At 61.1% G+C, this 16,656-nt stretch carries 17 protein-coding genes and 2 pseudogenes; 10 read left to right on the forward strand and 9 right to left on the reverse strand.

Annotated elements, in window-relative coordinates; translation table 11 throughout:
- From ACE04F_RS02920 to ACE04F_RS02950, 7 genes and pseudogenes are all read right to left on the reverse strand, one after another.
- Positions 1–347, reverse strand: a pseudogene (locus ACE04F_RS02920) (ABC transporter substrate-binding protein); the annotation flags it as partial.
- An 86-nt stretch (positions 348–433) separates the two neighbouring features.
- The gene (locus tag ACE04F_RS02925) at positions 434–1,498 is read right to left on the reverse strand and encodes a branched-chain amino acid ABC transporter permease (RefSeq protein WP_486104718.1); all 1,065 of its coding nucleotides are present in this window, start codon (positions 1,496–1,498) and stop codon (positions 434–436) included.
- 4 nt (positions 1,499–1,502) lie between these two features.
- Positions 1,503–2,384 (reverse strand): branched-chain amino acid ABC transporter permease, encoded by an 882-nt coding sequence (locus tag ACE04F_RS02930; protein WP_434652174.1) that lies wholly within the window; start codon positions 2,382–2,384, stop codon positions 1,503–1,505.
- Entirely contained in the window at positions 2,381–3,151 is a 771-nt protein-coding gene (locus ACE04F_RS02935) for an ABC transporter ATP-binding protein (protein WP_434652175.1), read from the reverse strand. The genes ACE04F_RS02930 and ACE04F_RS02935 overlap by 4 nt, the downstream gene beginning before the upstream one ends.
- Positions 3,148–4,119, reverse strand: coding sequence for an AMP-binding protein (locus ACE04F_RS02940; RefSeq protein WP_486104721.1), 972 nt, complete (start codon positions 4,117–4,119; stop codon positions 3,148–3,150). Before ACE04F_RS02940 ends, ACE04F_RS02935 begins: the two co-directional genes overlap by 4 nt.
- A 4-nt stretch (positions 4,120–4,123) precedes the next feature.
- Positions 4,124–5,539 carry an LLM class flavin-dependent oxidoreductase gene (locus tag ACE04F_RS02945; protein WP_486104723.1) on the reverse strand — a complete coding sequence of 472 codons (1,416 nt, stop codon included), beginning with the start codon at positions 5,537–5,539 and terminating at the stop codon, positions 4,124–4,126.
- Positions 5,540–5,792: 253 nt separating this feature from the next.
- Positions 5,793–6,740 carry an ABC transporter substrate-binding protein gene (locus ACE04F_RS02950; RefSeq protein WP_486104725.1) on the reverse strand — a complete coding sequence of 316 codons (948 nt, stop codon included), beginning with the start codon at positions 6,738–6,740 and terminating at the stop codon, positions 5,793–5,795.
- Between the two features lie 304 nt (positions 6,741–7,044).
- Between ACE04F_RS02950 and ACE04F_RS02955 the strand changes: the two genes are divergently transcribed.
- From ACE04F_RS02955 to ACE04F_RS02975, 5 genes are all read left to right on the forward strand, one after another.
- Positions 7,045–8,037 carry an aliphatic sulfonate ABC transporter substrate-binding protein gene (locus ACE04F_RS02955; RefSeq protein ID WP_486104727.1) on the forward strand — a complete coding sequence of 331 codons (993 nt, stop codon included), beginning with the start codon at positions 7,045–7,047 and terminating at the stop codon, positions 8,035–8,037.
- Positions 8,038–8,099: 62 nt separating this feature from the next.
- Positions 8,100–8,942, forward strand: coding sequence for an ABC transporter permease (locus ACE04F_RS02960; RefSeq protein ID WP_486104729.1), 843 nt, complete (start codon positions 8,100–8,102; stop codon positions 8,940–8,942).
- 3 nt (positions 8,943–8,945) lie between these two features.
- Positions 8,946–9,659 (forward strand): ABC transporter ATP-binding protein, encoded by a 714-nt coding sequence (locus tag ACE04F_RS02965; protein ID WP_486104731.1) that lies wholly within the window; start codon positions 8,946–8,948, stop codon positions 9,657–9,659.
- A gap of 117 nt (positions 9,660–9,776) precedes the next feature.
- On the forward strand, positions 9,777–9,938 hold the full coding sequence (locus ACE04F_RS02970; protein ID WP_434604390.1) for a hypothetical protein: 162 nt from the start codon (positions 9,777–9,779) through the stop codon (positions 9,936–9,938).
- Between the two features lie 53 nt (positions 9,939–9,991).
- Positions 9,992–10,582 (forward strand): helix-turn-helix domain-containing protein, encoded by a 591-nt coding sequence (locus ACE04F_RS02975; RefSeq protein ID WP_434605107.1) that lies wholly within the window; start codon positions 9,992–9,994, stop codon positions 10,580–10,582.
- A gap of 91 nt (positions 10,583–10,673) precedes the next feature.
- Here ACE04F_RS02975 and ACE04F_RS02980 read toward each other — a convergent pair whose 3' ends face one another.
- Positions 10,674–11,183 carry a hypothetical protein gene (locus ACE04F_RS02980; RefSeq protein WP_486104734.1) on the reverse strand — a complete coding sequence of 170 codons (510 nt, stop codon included), beginning with the start codon at positions 11,181–11,183 and terminating at the stop codon, positions 10,674–10,676.
- A gap of 257 nt (positions 11,184–11,440) precedes the next feature.
- The gene (locus ACE04F_RS02985; RefSeq protein ID WP_486104736.1) at positions 11,441–12,685 is read right to left on the reverse strand and encodes an MFS transporter; all 1,245 of its coding nucleotides are present in this window, start codon (positions 12,683–12,685) and stop codon (positions 11,441–11,443) included.
- 101 nt (positions 12,686–12,786) lie between these two features.
- On the opposite strand from ACE04F_RS02985, the gene ACE04F_RS02990 reads away from it, so the two are divergent.
- The 5 genes and pseudogenes from ACE04F_RS02990 (at position 12,787) to ACE04F_RS03010 (ending at position 16,650) form a co-directional block, all read left to right on the forward strand.
- On the forward strand, positions 12,787–13,758 hold the full coding sequence (locus ACE04F_RS02990) for an AraC family transcriptional regulator (RefSeq protein WP_486104738.1): 972 nt from the start codon (positions 12,787–12,789) through the stop codon (positions 13,756–13,758).
- A gap of 54 nt (positions 13,759–13,812) precedes the next feature.
- Positions 13,813–14,162, forward strand: a pseudogene (locus ACE04F_RS02995) (FAD-dependent oxidoreductase); the annotation flags it as partial.
- Between the two features lie 176 nt (positions 14,163–14,338).
- Positions 14,339–14,725 (forward strand): hypothetical protein, encoded by a 387-nt coding sequence (locus tag ACE04F_RS03000; protein WP_486104740.1) that lies wholly within the window; start codon positions 14,339–14,341, stop codon positions 14,723–14,725.
- Positions 14,726–14,943: 218 nt separating this feature from the next.
- Positions 14,944–15,465 carry a hypothetical protein gene (locus ACE04F_RS03005; RefSeq protein ID WP_305495187.1) on the forward strand — a complete coding sequence of 174 codons (522 nt, stop codon included), beginning with the start codon at positions 14,944–14,946 and terminating at the stop codon, positions 15,463–15,465.
- A 282-nt stretch (positions 15,466–15,747) separates the two neighbouring features.
- The gene (locus tag ACE04F_RS03010; RefSeq protein WP_486104742.1) at positions 15,748–16,650 is read left to right on the forward strand and encodes a bestrophin family protein; all 903 of its coding nucleotides are present in this window, start codon (positions 15,748–15,750) and stop codon (positions 16,648–16,650) included.
- Positions 16,651–16,656: the final 6 nt, after the last annotated feature.

Below are 16,656 nucleotides of genomic sequence, written 5' to 3' on the forward strand. Positions count from 1 at the left end.
TCGGCCGCCGGCGCACCGTTGGGCTGGTAGACCGCCACTGGCGCGCCGTTGAGGCCGTTCTTGAAGCGCTCGTAGCACTCGATGCCTTTTTCCGCCGTCCATTCGGTCTCGCACTCCTGCCAGACCAGCTTGACGCCGTTGATCCCGCCTTCTACCTCGTTGATGTAGCGCAGATAGTCGATCATTCCGGCCCACACCGGAATGCCGCTGGAGGCATAGGCGCCGACCCGGTAGGTGGCCAGGGGGAAGAACTGTTCGTTGGCCGCCTGGGCAACCGGTATCAGCGTTGCGCAGGCGCCGAGTGCCAGGCCGACGGCAGCGAGGCTGCGTTTTAAAGTTGCATGCATGTTTGTCTTCTCGATTGGGTCTTGTGCAGTGTTGGAAACCTCCTTTCCCTCGGTAGGGTCAAGGTTCGTTGGGTTGTGGGGCGCGCTCAGAACCGCAGCGGCCAGACCTTGATGCGTTCACGCAGGTCGCCAAGCAGGCGTGCCAGCCCTTCCGGCTCCTTGATCAGGAACCAGATGATCAGGCCACCGAAGAGCACCTTCTGCAGATTCTGCAGTTGCCCTGCGTCGACGTTGCCGTTGAACAGCCATAGGCCGGCATGGCTGAGCAGGATCGGCACGAGGCTGATGAAGGCCGCGCCGATGAAGCTGCCGGCAATGCTGCCCATGCCACCGATGATGATGATGAACAGAATCTGGAACGAACGATTGATGTCGAAGCTGCCTGCACTGGCCGTCCCCAGGTACGCGAACGCCCAGAGCGCCCCGGCGATTCCGAGGTAGAACGAACTGACGGCGAAGGCCATGCGCTTGTCACGCTCCACGGCGATCCCGATGACAGCGGCAGCGGTGTCCATGTCCCGGATGGCCATCCAGTTGCGCCCAATCTGGCTGCGCACCAGGTTGACCGCCACCCAGGTCAACAGCACCACGCAACTGAGGGTCAACAGGTAGCGCCCGACCGGGGTGCCGAGGTTATGGCCGAACAGCTCCAGGCGTGGCGCGCTGATGGTGCCGGACGAGGCGTAGTTGTAAAACCAGGGAAACTTGGCAAACACCCACTCCAGGAAAAACTGCGCGGCCAGCGTGGTGACCATCAGGTAGAAGCCCTTGATCCGGGAGCTGGGGATGCCAAACAGCAGCCCGACCAACCCGGCAATCACCCCACCGCCAAGCAGCGCCAGTGGCAACGGCAGCCCGGGCACGCGCAGCAGCAGGCCGTATGTGGCGAACGCGCCCACGGCCATGAAGCCGGCGGCACCGACCGACGTCTGGCCGGTGTAGCCGGTCAACAGGTTCAACCCCACGCCTGCCAGCGAGAGCACCAGGAAGGGAATCAGGATCGCGTTGAGCCAATAGTCATTACCCAGCCACGGCAACCCGATAAAAGCCACCAGTAGCAGCAACAAGAGGCCCGGCCGCCAACGCCGGCGCACCAGGGTCAGGGGGGCGTCGTCGAAGTTGGCAGTGAGGCGCGCAACAGTAGCGGTCATGGCGTCATACCCGTTCAATAATCCGGTCGCCGAACAGGCCGGACGGACGGATGTAGAGGAAGATCAAGGCGAGGAAATAGGCGAACCAGGGCGTGATGCCTCCGCCGATCAGCGGACCGATATAAGCCTCGGCAAGATTCTCCGCCGCACCGACGATCAGCCCGCCGACGATGGCCCCGCCGATCGAGGTGAAGCCGCCGATGATCAGCACCGGCAGCGCCTTGAGCACCACCAGCGAAAGCGAGAACTGCACGCCCTGCCGCGCGCCCCAGAGCAACCCGGCGACCAGGCCTACCACCCCGGCCACGGCCCAGACAATCTGCCAGATGCGATTGAGGTTGATGCCCAGCGACAACGCCGCACGGGTATCATCGGCCACGGCGCGCAGGGCGATCCCGATGCGGGTCTGGTTGAACAGCAAGGCCAGCACCGCCACCGTCAGTCCGGACACTGCGGCGGCCATCAAGTCGAACTGGCTGACCATGATCTCCCCCACGAACAGCGGGACGTCCTCGATGCCCAGGTCCAGCGCGCGCACCTGGGCGCCCATCAGTCCTTGGGCCAGGCCCTCGATGATGAACGACAGGCCGAGGGTGGCCATGAACAGGGTGATCTGCGATCGGTTGACCAACGGCCGCAGCACCAGGCGCTCGATCAACAATGCGCCGACGATCATCACCAGCACCGTCAGGACCAACGCGAGGGCAAAAGACAGGCCCTGCTCACGCAAGCTGACGAAGGTCAGCGCGGCGAACAGCAGCATCGCGCCCTGAGCAAAATTGAACACGCCGCTGGCCTTGTAGATCAGCACGAAACCGATGGCCACCAGCGAATACAGGGTGCCGGCCAGGAGACCGCCAACCAGGGTTTCCAGAAAGAAGTTCATGAGTGCGAGGCCCCCAGGTAAGCGGCGATCACATCGGGGTTGGCCTGCACCTGCGCGGGCGTGCCGTCACCGACCTTGCGTCCGTAGTCCAGCACCACCACATGGCTGGACAGCCCCATGACCACCGGAATGTCGTGTTCGATGAGAATCACCGTGGTGCCAAGGTCACGATTGATATCGACGATGAAGCGGCTCATCTCCTGTTTTTCTTCAGCGTTCATGCCAGCCATCGGTTCGTCGAGCAACAGCAGAGTTGGCTGCGCGATCAGTGCCCGGCCCAGCTCAACGCGTTTCTGCAAACCGTAGGCGAGGCTGCCTACCGCGACGTCACGCCAGGCCTGCAGTTCGAGAAACTCCAGCACCTGCTCGGCCCGCTCGGCGAACGCCCGCGCCTCGCGCCGGGCTCGCGGCAAGCCCAAGGCCTGCTCGAGAAAAAACGTACGCTGCAAGCGCGACAGGCCAGTAAGCAGGTTGTCCACCACGCTCATTTTCTTGAACAGCGCGTTGTTCTGGAACGTCCGGCCGATACCAAGCCGCGCCGCTTTCAGTGGATGCGGACGGCGCAACGGTTCGGCAGCGAAGAACACCTGGCCGGCATCGGCCCGGTAGACCCCGTTGAGGATGTTCAGCAGCGAACTCTTGCCCGCACCGTTCGGCCCGATCAACGCGCAGATCTCGCCAAGCCTGACGCTGAACGAGAGGTCGGAAATCGCTTTCACGCCCCTGAACGACAGCGACACATTACGCACCTCCAACAGCGCATTCATGCTGCTCGCTCCAGATATTCCTGCAACCAGGCCTGGCGCGCCGAGCCTTGCAACAAGGCGTCTGCGGGCGCGCTTGGCACCTCGATCCGGCGCAGCCGCTGGAACCCGAGCAGGCGCCGCACCCGCGCCTTGAGCCAGCGGCGCAGGCCACGTCGCGGATCATCCAGGGTCCATTCGCAGAGGCGTCGCCGCCAACTGCCCGCAATCGGCAGCCGGGCTTCGATTTCCGCCGCCAGCGATTCGACTCGCGCAGCGGACAACAGCAAGGCCGTCGGGGCAATCTCGCGGCGATCGCGGCTGGCTGACTCGCGCGCTTCCGGAAAGGCCAGGCCTTCGCCGCCCTCCAGCCAGCGACGGAACAGATGAGTCAGCCCATCACGCCATTCAGTGCCTTCATCGATCCATACCACCGCGTCCTTGGCGACCTGGGCCCAGCCCTGGCGCTGCGCTGCCGGCGCCTCGGTGACGAACAGCACCGACAGTGATTGCACCTGCCACAGGCCACGACGCGTCGCACTGGCCTGGGCCGAATACAGCCGCAGCGGCCACTCTTCATCCAGTCCGCACTGCAGCCAGTGCGAGACGCTTTCGCGGCGCTGGACAAAGGCGAACGCCGGGCGGATCAGACGTAACTGGCGTTGCAGATCCTCGCCCTGACTGTCGCGGTCGACGACCACGCTGTGTCCACCCAACTGGCGCGCCGCCAACGTCAGGATCAGCAGGCTCGGCTCGAAGGCACCGCTCAGTGCCAACCGCGCGCCTGGAACGAAGCCTTGCTGGCGCAAGCCATCGCAAACCCGCTCGACCTCACGTTGCACATCGATCCACCGCCAGGCCTTCCAGGCGCCGAGGCGTCGATGACGCAAGGCGATCTGCGTCGGACGCTCCCTGGCCCAGCGCTGCAACGCCACGAGGGCGCTGTCCGTCACGCTTTCGGGCAATGGAGCATTGAGTTCGAAAACACTCATGCGCTCACTCCTCAACCAGGTCTGGCTCAGCGACACGAGCGCGCTGGGCCAGGCGATTCAAGTCCCGATAACCAGCGCCCGGGTGGCTGGCGGGCAGGCGCGGGCCGTCGCCGAACAGCTTCTCGCGCAGGGTGCCAGGGCTATAGTCAGTCTTGTACACGCCGCGTTGTTGGAGTTCGGGCACCAGCAGTTCGACCACGTCGCGAAAGGTCTCATGGGCCAGGGCGTAGGCCAGGTTGAAGCCGTCCACATCGGTTTCCTCGACCCAGGCCTGCAACTCGTCGGCGACGGTTTGCGCGCCGCCGACGATCAACGGACCAAAGCCGCCGATGCCGACCCAATCGGCCAGTTCCTGGACTGTCCATTGTTTGTCGGGGTCGGCGGTCGAGAAGGTTTCCACGGCCGATTGAATGGCGTTGGTATGGATGTGCTTGAGCACCTGGTCGGGTCGGTACTGGCTGAAATCGATGCCAGTCCAGCCGGAAACCAACGCCAGCGCGCCCTCATAGCTGCTGTAGGATTTCAGCTCCCGCCACTTGGCCTGTGCCTTGGCATCGGTCTCGTCGACGATCACCGTTTGCAGGTTGAAGATCAGCACCTTGCGCGGATCACGCCCGGCCTCGGCGGCACGTCGACGGATATCGGCCACGGTCTTCTTCAGGATTACCTTCGACGGCGCCGCGACGAATACACATTCCGCATGGCCGGCGGCGAAATCCTTGCCACGGCTCGATGCCCCCGCCTGGTAGAGTACCGGCGTGCGCTGCGGCGACGGCTCGCAAAGGTGGATACCCGGGACCTGGAAGTGCTTGCCCTGGTGACGGATCTCATGGACTTTGCCCGGGTCGCTGAAGATGCCGCGCTCACGGTCGCGCACCACCGCGCCCTCCTCCCAACTGCCTTCGAACAGTTTGTAGAGCACCTCAAGGTATTCGTCGGCGTAGTCGTAGCGTGCATCGTGATCACTCAGCGCCTTCTGGCCGAGGTTACGCGCACCGCTGTCGAGGTAAGATGTGACGATGTTCCAACCGATGCGCCCCTTGGTCAGGTGATCCAATGTCGACAGGCGGCGGGCAAAGGGATAGGGATGCTCGAAGGTCAACGAGGCGGTCAGACCGAAACCCAGGTGGTCGGTCACCAATGCCATCGGCGTGATCAGCGCCAGCGGATCATTGACCGGGACTTGGGTCGCCTGGCGGATCGCGGCGTCACCATTGCCGCCGAGCACATCGTAGATACCGATCACATCGGCAATGAAGATGCCGTCGAACTTGCCGCGCTCCAGCAATTTGGCCAGGTCGGTCCAGTAATCCAGGTCTTTATACTGCCAGGCACGATCCAGGGGATGTCGCCAGAGCCCTGGAGACTGGTGGCCGACGCAGTTCATCTCGAAGGCATTGAAACGAATTTCACGTGGCATGGGAACTCCTGCTCGATGGGTTCAGCACCCCATCCGGGCGCTTTCTCGTTGCTGTCTCAACATGATTCATGCCAGTTGGAAAATCCCTTTATTTACAGTGAGTTACTCACGAAACCGCGCAATCAGGGTGACTGCCTCCCAACACCGGTGTTGATCAATTGTTCGATAACAAACAGTACGAACGTTCGCTCGGGACCGTTTGCCAACACCCAGCCGACGGCTTGGTCCGGAACCGGCCATCGCTCATCAATGTTCAATGGCTGAAGGCTTGGTTGAAGGACGTGTCGATAACGCCAGCAGTGGCCAGCGGAGCCGGCAGCGCCTTGACCTTGAACAGGAAGTCCGCCGTTCTCTGCAGGTCGGCGGCGGACTGCTGGTCCACCGGACCGACGCTCATGTGGGCCTGGCGCAACCAATGGCGCGAGACGTCCTGGTCAAGATTGGCCTTCTTTGCCCAGAGGTCGGCGTATTGGTCGGTGTGGTTGTCGACCCAGGCGCGGGCTTGTTTCACGCGGCCGAGGAAGTCGGCGATGGCTTCACGCTTGCTGTCGATGGCCGGCGTCGAGGCGGCAATGGCGCTGAGGCCGGGCATGAGGTCCTTCGCTGTCAGGATCGGCCGGGCGCCGGAGAAGAGGATCTGTTGCGAGATGTAGGGCTCCCACACCGGAAAGGCATCGATGCTGCCCTGGGGCAAGGCAGCGGCTGCATCAATGGGCATCAGCTTGATGAAGTCGACGTGGTCTTCCGGCAAGCCGGCCCGTTCCAGGGCGCGCAGTGTCAGTTGCTGACTCCAGGCTCCGGGCCAATAGGCGACCTTCTTGCCCTTGAGGTCGGCGATGGTCTTGACCGGCGAGTCCTTGGGCACGAGCAGCGCGATGGTGTCAGGGTTCTGCCGCGAGACGCCGATCAACTTCACCGGTGCCTGTTTGGCGGCCAGGAACAGAAAGCCCGAATCGCCGAGGAAACCCAGGTCCAGGTCACCGGTACTCAGCGCCTCGGCCAGTGGGGCGGCCGCTTGGAAGTGCTTCCAGTCGACGCGATAGGGGGCGCCTTCCAGCACACCCGAAGCCTCCACCGAAGCCCGCACGTTGTAATAGTTCTGGTCGCCAACATGCAGTACCAATGGCTCGGCGGCCTGGGCCAACGGTGCGGCAAATAACGTGCTGAGCAGTAGACGTTGCAAGAATTGGCGGGGCTTCATGAAAAGACTCCTGAATGAATTTCTTAGAACTTAACGCTCTTGTAATTCAACTCAGAAATTCTTTTAAGGCATAAGCTCATAAGTCACTTGCGACCGCTGTCTGCAGTCCAACAGTGCCGCAGCAGACTGTTGACTGGGCAACATCGCCCTCCAAACGTCCACCCCCTCGCGCCCCCGCCAGCCGCCCTTTCTCCGGCTGTGGCACAGAGCCTGCAATATTCCATTCCAGCGGGATTTCCTCCTGCTTGCCGATCTTTCGGAAATAAGAATATTGCCTTCTTGCCGCCTTGTCTGGAGCCGCTCGATGAAACCCGCCCTCCGCTTCTCCCTGGCCCGCGCCAGATACCTGTTCAGCGCCTGCGCTCTGGTGCTGGGCCTGCCGTCCATGACCCTGGCCGCAGAAAGTCCACCGGCTGAAGTGCATCTGGACTACGCCTATTACTCGCCGGTGAGCCTGGTGCTCAAGCATTTCGGCTATCTGGAAAAGGCCCTGCCCCAGACCAAGGTGAGCTGGGTTTTGAGCCAGGGCAGCAACCGCTCCCTGGAATACCTCAACAGCGGCGGCGTCGACTTCGCTTCGTCCGCCAGCCTCGCCGCCGTGCTGAGCCGGGCAAACGGCAGCCCGATCAAGTCGGTCTACGTCTACAGCCGCGCCGAATGGACCGCCCTGGTGGTGCGCAAGGATTCGCCGTACCAGACAATCGCCGACCTCAAGGGCAAAAAAATCGCCGCCACCAAAGGCACCGATCCCTACCTGTTCACCTTGCGCAGTCTTCAACAGGCCGGGCTGGACAAAGACGACGTAGAACTCGTCCACCTGCAGCACCCGGACGGGCGCACCGCCCTGGAAAAAGGTGACGTCGACGCCTGGGCCGGCCTCGACCCGCACATGGCCGCCAGTGAAGTCCAGGCCGGATCGCGCCTGCTCTATCGCAACCCCGACTTCAACAGCTACGGGGTGGTCAGCGTCACCGAAAAGTATGCAAAGGAGCATCCGCAGACCATCAACACCGTGCTCGCTGCCTACGAACAGGCCCGTGAGTGGGCGGTAGGCCATCCGCAAGAGCTGGCCAAATTGCTGGCCGACGAATCGGGGCTGCCGCTGGAAGTGGCCAGGTTGCAGCTGTCACGCACTGACCTGGGCAACCCACAACTGAGCGCCAAGGACGTGCTGGCCTCGAAGGCCGCCGCGCCGATTCTGGTTTCCGAGGAACTGGTGCGTCGCGGGGTGAATGTGGACCAGGTCATCGAGCAACTGCTCGACACCGGCCGCCAGCAGGCCGTGGCCCTTAAATAACCATTGCCCAGGCGACAACCGATCCGCGCCTGGCGCGGATTCGGCGTTGCCGGAGAACCGCCATGAGCAGTAACAGCAAAGACCTTTCCAGCCCGCGCCTGGCCTTGCCCACAACAAGCAAGGCGCCCTTGTTCAATGCCGACTGGCGACTGCGTCTCAAGGGGCTGGCCCTGCCGGTGCTGATCATCGTATTCCTGGAGATCATCGTGCGCAGCGGTTGGCTGCCCTCCTACCAGATGCCAGCCCCCAGCGAGATCGCCCTGACCCTCGGCGACCTCGCCGAAGGGGCGCTGTGGAAACACATCAGCGCCAGCCTGTTGCGGGTATTGCTGGGCTTCGCCATCGGCGCCGGCCTGGCCTTGGTATTCGCCGCCTGGGTTGGCTTGAGCCGGGAAGCCGAAGCCTATCTGGAACCGACCTTCGCCGGCCTGCGCTCGATTCCCAGCCTGGCCTGGGTGCCGTTGCTCCTGCTGTGGCTGGGCATCGACGAAACCTCGAAAGTGGTGCTGATCGCCATCGGCGCGTTTTTTCCCGTCTACCTCAATGGCGTGGCAGCGATTCGCAACATCGACCGCAAGCTGGTGGAAGTCGGCCATATGTATGGTTTCAACCGCCGCCGCCTGGTGCGGCGGATTCTCCTGCCGGCCGCCCTGCCCGGCCTGTTCACCGGGTTGCGCAGCGGCATGAGCCTGGCCTGGATGTTCCTGGTGGCCGCTGAACTGATTGCCGCCACCAAAGGCTTGGGCTATCTGCTCAGCGATGGACGCGAAACCTCACGGCCGGACATCGTCCTGGCGGCCATCATCGCGCTCGCCGTGCTCGGCAAGCTCAGCGACGGCATCCTAGCCGGCCTGGAAAAACGCTTCCTGGCCTGGCGCGACACCTTCACTGGCACCGAGGACTGAGCCATGACCCAAGCCCTGCTGGATATCCACGTCGAGCGCAAGACCTTCGCCGCCACCACCGTGCTCAATAATATCCACCTGCAGCTGCAGCCCCGGGAAACCGTGAGCCTGCTGGGCCCCAGCGGCTGTGGCAAAAGCACCTTGCTGCGCATCGTCGCCGGCCTGGAAAAAGACTTCGAAGGGCAACTGCTCAGCCACACCGAACAGCTCGCCTTTGTGTTTCAGGAAGCACGGCTGATGCCGTGGCTGACGGTGCAACAGAACATCGGCTTCAGTGATGACGATGATTACGACCAGGCCTGGGTCGCGCAGTTGATCGACGAAGTTGGCCTCAACGGTTTTGCCGACGCCTTGCCCAAGGCGTTGTCCGGCGGCATGGCGCAACGCGTGGCGATTGCCCGCGGCCTGTACTCGCGACCGCGGGTGCTGTTGCTGGACGAACCCTTCAGTGCCGTGGACGCCTTTACCCGGATGAAACTGCAGGACCTCTTGCTGCAACTGGCCGAGCGGCACGCCATCGCCCTGTTGTTGGTGACCCACGATGTCGACGAGGCGTTGTACCTGAGTGACCGGGTCTTGGTGATGGACAACCGCCCCAGCAGCATTCGCCAGGAGCTGACGGTGCAACTGGACCATCCGCGGGATCGACGCGACCCGTTGCTGGCCCAGCTCAAGGCGCTGGCCCTGACTGAATTGCAGCGTGCACAGGTGATTTGACAGCGGCTTCATTAATAACTTTAAAGAATTAATAAATAAACAATCAGTATTTATGGTTATAACCATAACCACGTACTCTCAGTTCATTCCGCCATTGGTCATGACAGCGAAGGCCCTATGAAACCGACTTGCAACGTTATCGACTTCGTCCAGTTCCGCAAACGCAAGCAGGCCCAGGCACTGGCGCGGGCCATGTGGGAAATGTACGCACGTAACGCCGGTTACCAGGCGTTCCAGTGGGTCCAAGCCTCCCAGCCGACCAGGACCTATCACGCGTGAGCGCCCAGGAACCCTCGCGTTTTCTGGCGAGCGCCGAAGAACCAGAAGTGGATTTGAATCAGTTGGAGGCGCTGGACGAAGATCCGATCAGCGAGCGGGTTGCGCAGAACCTGCAACGCCTGCGCAGCAAGCGGCATCTGTCCCTGGATGCCCTCGCTCGCCAATGCGGGGTGAGCCGGGCCATGCTCGCGCAGATCGAATCCGGGCGCAGCGTGCCCTCGATCAAGGTGCTGTGCAAAATTGCCAAGGGTCTGAAAGTCTCGGTGGCGGCGTTCCTCGAGCACCGGGCTTTCGAAGGGGTCGCAGTGCTGTCGGCCAGCCAGAGCAAACGCCTGGTCAGCGCCAATGGCGCCTTCGTCAGCCGTTCCCTGTTCCCTTTCGATGTCGCACGTCAGTCGGAATTCTACGAGCTGCGCCTGAGCCCGCTGGGAGAAGAACAATCCGAAGGTCACGGCCCCGGTGTCCAGGAAAACCTGGTGGTGTCCCAAGGCGTATTGGAGATCAGCGTCAACGAGGAGCGCTACCTGCTCTCCACCGGCGACTCGATCCTGTTCTATGCCGACCAGCCACACCGTTATCGCAACCCGGCAGACAGCGAAGCGGTGGCCTACCTGGTGGTCACCTACCCGGAACGCCTGGACTGAAAAAAACAGCCGAACAAAAGCCCGGCCGCGTCTCACTTGAAGCTGGCACGATCCATCGTGGCAAGGGAGCAAGCTCTCTCGCCACATGAAATCAGCAGGTGCAGCACATCATCGGCATGCCATTGCAGCTCATCATCATCGGCATACCGCAGTCGTTCATCATTTTCATCATCAACGCGCAGCAGTTTTTCATCATGTCCATGTTCATGCCGGCCATCGGCATGATTTTGCACATCATGCAATCAGCCATCACCGTACATTCCATCACGCACTTCATCGATGGCATCGGCATACCCATCATCGGCACAGGCATCATCATGCTTGCCATCGGCATGGCCATGCTCGCCTGGGACATGCACATCATGCTCATGTTGCCGCAATGCATCATCATCGGCATGCCGCAGTTCATCATCATCTGCATCATGTCGGCACTGTTCTTGAACATGGCCATGTCCATGCCGGCGGCGGGCATCATTTTGCACATCATGCCGTCATCCATCATTTCGCAGGTCATGGTCGCCATCATCATCGGCATGCCCATCATCGGCATCATCGGCATGTTGGCGTTCATCGGCATTTGCATCTGCATGGCATTCATCATGGTGTGTTCCTTTCGAGTATCGAGAGTTGGACGAAGCTGATGGGGCGGATTCTAAGGCTTGAGCCGAACACGACAAGATGACTATCCAACAGCGGGAATGCATGCTCGAACAGAGCTGACGGGGCGAAAAGCGTCAGCTTTGCGGCTGTTACGTCGATTGCGCTTTCATAGCGGAAATAACGTGGGCCATAGCGCCGCTTTGATGGTCGCGGATATGCGAACCGGACCTATATAAATAACTGTAAGAAATAATCGGTCTAGATTGGCAGGCCACGGTTCGCATTTTCATGAGTAGAAGGAACCCGCACCCGCAACGCAATCAGCAACGCAGCCAGCAGCATCAGCACAGCCGCCGCGACGAATACGCCGGCGCTGCCACCGAGGCTGAACATCGCACCGCCACCGGCAGCGCCCGTTGCGATGGCCGACTGCACGGACGCCACCACCATGCCTCCGGCGCTTTCCGCCTGATCAGGCACCGCGCTGGCGACCCAGTTCGACCACGCCACCGGCACACCGCCAAAGGCCAGGCCCCAGATCGCCAGCAGCACCGCCTGCCCCGGCACCGAAGCCGGCAACAGTACCAGCGCCAGTGCAGCAAAACCCACCAGCGCCGGCATCAACACCAGGGTGGCCAGCGGATGGCGCTCAAGCAGCCACCCGGCCAGGAGCGTGCCGGCGAAATTCGCCACACCGAAACCCAGCAGCATCAGCGACAGCCCTTGCGGGCCGATGCCGGTAGTCCCTTCGAGAAATGGGCGGATATAAGTGAACATCGCGAAATGCCCGCTGTGCACCAGCACGCAAGCGAACATGCCCATGGCGATGCCCGGGCGTCGCAACACCTCCAGTACGCTGCGCAGGCGTGCCGGCCTGCGTGGCGCAAGGCGCGGCAGCGTGAACGACTGGAAAGCCAGCGTCACCACACCTACCGCCGCCGCGGCAAAGAATGCGCTGCGCCAGCCATACAGCCCGCCCAGGTAGCTACCCAGCGGGACCGCAACCACCGTTCCGATGGCGATGCCGCTGAAAATGATCGACAGCGCTCGGGGCAACGAAGCCGCCGGTACCAGGCGCATCGCCACCGCTGCCGCCATGCTCCAGAACCCGCCAAGGGCGATGCCCAGCAAGATCCGCATCAGCAACAACACCGCGAGGCTGGAGGACACGGCGACCAGCAGATTGGATGCGATCATCAACATGGAAAACCCCAGCAGCACCCAGCGGCGATCGATGCCGCGGGTCAGGCCTGGCACCAGCAGGCCAGCGAACAACGCAACCACTGCGGTCACCGTGACCGCCTGGCCAGCCAGCGCTTCGGACACGCCCAGGTCGCTCGCCATCGGCGTCAACAGGCTGGCCGGAAGGTACTCGGCGGTCAGCAATCCGAACACGCCCATTGCCAACGAGAACACGGCCATCCATGCGGGGGTTGTCGGCTCCACATCCGGCCCGACGCCGGAACGGCTGCCGGGTACGGCATTACATACACACTCAGTCATTGCACGGATCTCCGAATTTCATTGCGACCCGCAGTCTAGGCGCGCGAAACCGGATGATCTATGATCGAAAACCTCAACTTTTTGATCAAAACACCTGAACCATGCACACCGATCAGTTTGCCCTCTCCTCGGATCTCATCAACGAGCTGTTGCGCGGCATGCGCCTGCGCGGCGTCGAGTACCGGCGTATCCAGGCCGGTCCAGCCTTCGGCCTGGGCTTCGCTGCCAAACCCGGACACGCCTGGTTCCATTTCCTGGCGGTCGGCAATGCACTGCTGCGGATGGAGGACGGAACCATCTATGCGCTGTCGGCCGGCAATGCCGTGTTCATTTCCCATGGGGCGGCCCACCAACTACTGTCCCATGTGGACGCGCCGGTTCAGGACATCGATCGCCTGGACCGCGCTCCCCTCGGCGATGCCGTCAGCGCGGTGGATACCGGAAACGATGCCAGCCCCACGCCGACGACCATTCTGTTCAGCGGCTGCATGGAGTTCGAACTGGGCAGCCTCCATGGCCTGGGCAGGCTGATGCCGGGCCTGATGCTGATTGATGCGGGCGGACAGCGTTACCCCGGACTGATGCCTATCCTGACCACCATGGAACGCGAAGCCAGCGCCGCACGTGTCGGTTTCGCCGGCATCCTCGCGCGATTGGCCGACGTGGTGGCGGCCATGGTCGTGCGCGGTTGGGTGGAGTGCGCGTGCGGTAATGCCTCTGGCCTGGTCGCCGCATTGCGCGATCCACGCCTGGCCAATGCCCTTCTCGCGCTTCATCAACAACCGGGCCGCGACTGGACCGTTGCGCAGCTGGCGGAGCAATGCAATACCTCACGCTCGGTCTTCGCCGACCGTTTCCAGGCGACGATCGGCATGGCCCCGCTGCGCTACGTCACCGAACTGCGGATGCGGCTCGCGAGCCAGTGGCTGACGCTCGAAAGGCTGCCAATCGAAGAAGTGGCGCAGCGCCTGGGCTACACCTCTCAGGCCGCTTTCAGCCGCGCTTTCAAGCGCGTCACGGGCAAGACGCCTGGGTTGAGTCGCCAGTCGAGGCAGTCGGCTCTCCAGCCTTGACAGGCGGATAGGACGACGTATTTGATTTTTCACGTCGGCAGTAACGAAAGTGATATGCAGGGCAAACGCGTAGTTGTCATTGGCACGGGCATCGTGGGCGTATCAGTTGGCGAGGAAAGGCGCGAATGTGCTGGTGATCGAGGCTGGAGATATAGCATCAGGAGTAACCGCAAGCGCATTCGCCTGGATCAATACCTCGTGCCGCTCAAGAAGGCGCACTCGACCCAGTGGCAGCTACGCATGCGTTGGTCGCCGGGGCACAGAACTATGGGACGAAGATTCTCACTCATACGCGAGCTCTGGGTTTTGTGACCCAGAGCGCGAAGCTAACTGGAGTTGAAACAACGAAGGGCGTCTTCAATGCTGATATTGTCGTGTCGGCGGCAGGGACAGGCAAAGTAAAAGACCGCTCCGGCTCGATCGCTGCCGGTCGTGTATGACCGCTATCGACCCGAAGCGCACATTGCCTGTAGCTGAAGTTGACCAACCATGAATCCGTATTGCAGCATGGAACTGACGTGTAGCAGCGCTGTGCGGCCACTCTGTAAGCGCTATCTTCGCACCTAACCGGAAGAAGCTCATGATCATGGTGTTTCCGAAGATCGAACTCAAGGAACTGTCGGTGAAAGCGGAAGCAGACGGTTTAACGCTGAGTGATCTTGTCCCCATTTGCGAAAGGTTCGCCGTTGCACCGCATGATGTGCTGAACGAGCTGTCCGTCGCGGTTGCGGAAGGCTATCTACAAGGATCTCTGCTCTATGATTTTTGCAACGGCATTATGAACGGGATCATAAATACCGTGGTTGAAGTAGGCATGACTAACGACATGCCTCAGCCCGCTTTCTCGCTTTACCAAGCATTCGATCAAGGTGAATGGTTCCGCAGTAACGACCCACCAGAAACTGACCCCAGTGAGAAATACACGAAGCCGGTGGTCGAGGAAATAATGCGTACCCTTAGAGACTAGCTTTCACTGATCGAGAGGTTTTCAGCTCTTCGGCTGAAGGTAGTGGATCGAACGCCGCTTTTGGCCGGTTGGTGCCCTTCGCAACCGGTAACTTTCGGCCAGAAGTAGACGTATGGCTGCTCTTTAAGCAAAGCTTAAGGACCGAAATATCAGCCCGCTATTCGGCAGTCCCAAGCCCCGGGATGACTAGGGCACCCAATATAATCAAGGAGAGATGGATGCACCTCAATCAAAAGCCGAGCCAATGTATCTTGCTGGCCGGCGTGTTGGTCATTAGCGGTTGCACTTCGTTTTTGCAGGGCAAGCAGTATGTCGTTCCCGCCCCCGGTGAACCCTCCGCAACGGTTCGCCTCAAGGCTGGTAATGGTGCGAGACTGGATGCCATGACGTTCAGCGACAATGGATGCTATGCGGGTTACACCATCCTGCCCTCTAACGGCGACCATATCGAATCTCGGGTCGCCGTGAATAAGGAGCTGATCCTGACCTATGGGCGGGTGGCAGGAGGCAGCGTTTGCCAGATACCGTTCTCTTTCACTCCACAGAACGGCGCCACGTATACCTTGGTCCAAGGCTCTTGGAGCAAGCCCAGGACAGGCATTCTTCCTATCTTCAATCGCGACGAATATTTTTGCGGCGTAGGCGTTGTCAAGAAAGTCGGCGACCAGGAAAGCGTCGAACCCATTCAACAGCTGCAAATCAAGACTGGGTTCGCATGCCTGAAGTTCGTTAAAGAATAGGGACACCGCACGGCATCCGTTGCGAGTTGGATACCATTACGGGCGGATAGCGCCCTCCCGGGCAACGACACCGATTACCGACCACTGTTCTGCAGCGAACGCGGTGAAAAGCGCTGAAAAGGGAGACAGATTTGTTGGCTGGAAATAAATCTGCCCCTTTTTAAGGCTGCTTGCCAATCTCATCGGCCAGAATGTCATGCTTCCTGCGTCAACCGAACCTTTGCCCCCAAGCATCGTCCGAGCTTAAGCGTTTAAGCTAACTGCTCGCCACGAGGTTTCCGTTTGAAAGCTGCCATCGTCAAAAATTACCGTCTGATCGTCAAGACCATGGGCTACGTGGGCTGGGCTTTGTTCTGGTTGTTGCTCTGGGACATCGCCGTCACGGTGGACTTCATGCTGTTTCTCAACGCCAAGTTGAACCTGCCGCTGATGCCGCTGACCTTGCTTGGCTCGGCGTTGGTGGTGTTGATCAGTTTCCGCAACAGCAGTGCTTACAACCGCTGGTGGGAAGCACGGACGCTGTGGGGGACGATGATCAACAGTTCACGCAGCTTCGCCCGTCAGGTGCTAACGCTGCTGGACGACCCCGGCAGCGAGGTGAATCCGGTCAAGTCGACCCTGTTGCGTCGCCACGTCGCTTATGTGAATTGCCTCGCCGCGCATCTGCAAGGCCAGCCTTGTCCCGAGGAGGTGCGGGCGTTTATTCCGGACGAAGAGTTTGCCCGCAGCGGCACGACCAATAACTTTGCCAACGATATCCTCACCGGCTCGGCGACGTTGCTCGCGCGCGAATACAAGGCCGGACACTTGGACAGTATTCGCCTGGCGCGTCTTGAGTCGACGCTGGTGGACCTGTCCAACAGTCAGGGCGGCATGGAGCGGATCGCGAATACGCCGCTGCCCTACCCTTATGTGTATTTTCCACGGCTGTTTATTTCGCTGTTCTGCCTGATTGTGCCGGTTGGACTGGTGGAATCCCTGGGCTGGTTCACGCCGCTGGCTTCGACCGTGGTTGGGTTCATGCTGCTGGCCATCGAGCGCATCGGCACCGATCTGCAAAGCCCGTTTCGCCACAGCGAACATCAGATTCAGATGGAGGCGCTGTGCGAAACCATCGAAAAGAACCTGCAGTCGATGCAGCGCGACTCCTTGGGTGATGTGCGCAGGATTGAAGAGAACGCTTGAGATAAA

This window comes from Pseudomonas sp. AGC41, assembly GCF_057334555.1.